Annotated in this window: 1 pseudogene; it reads right to left on the bottom strand. The window is 69.2% G+C overall.

Annotated elements, in window-relative coordinates:
* Positions 1-422: pseudogene (locus BVI061214_RS13970) on the bottom strand (replication initiation protein); the annotation flags it as partial.

The raw sequence follows: 422 nt of genomic DNA on the forward strand, positions 1-422 counted from the left end.
GTGGGCCACCGCCTGCCGGAAGAGCTCAAAGCCGTTCGGCTTCCCCCGGTACATGGCCACCACGCCGTAGGCGAAGGCCCGCACATGGTCAAACAGGGTGCAGTTGCGCCCGTAGGTGGCCGTGTCCAGGTAGGCCAGGGCCCGCCTCCTTGGGGTGAGTTCCCTAAGCTCCTCCAGGAGGCCGGGGAGGTCCCAGAGCTTCCCGCCCCCGATGAGGTAGGGGTGGGCCAGGGGGTTCCGCCCCAGGAGGCCGTTGTAGGCCGGGTCCGCCCCAAAGTAAGCCCGAAGGAGGGCATCTACCTCCCGCACCAGGGCGAAGGGGTTGGCCTGCCCCTCGTGGGCCTTGGGGGAGGAAAGCCAGATAGGGGGCTCCAGCTCGTAGACGATGTGGGCCTTCCAGGGGGCCCGGGGGTTGGGGATGG

Origin of the sequence: Thermus aquaticus (genome assembly GCF_001280255.1) — a bacterium.
GTDB classification, from domain to species: Bacteria; Deinococcota; Deinococci; order Deinococcales; family Thermaceae; genus Thermus; species Thermus aquaticus.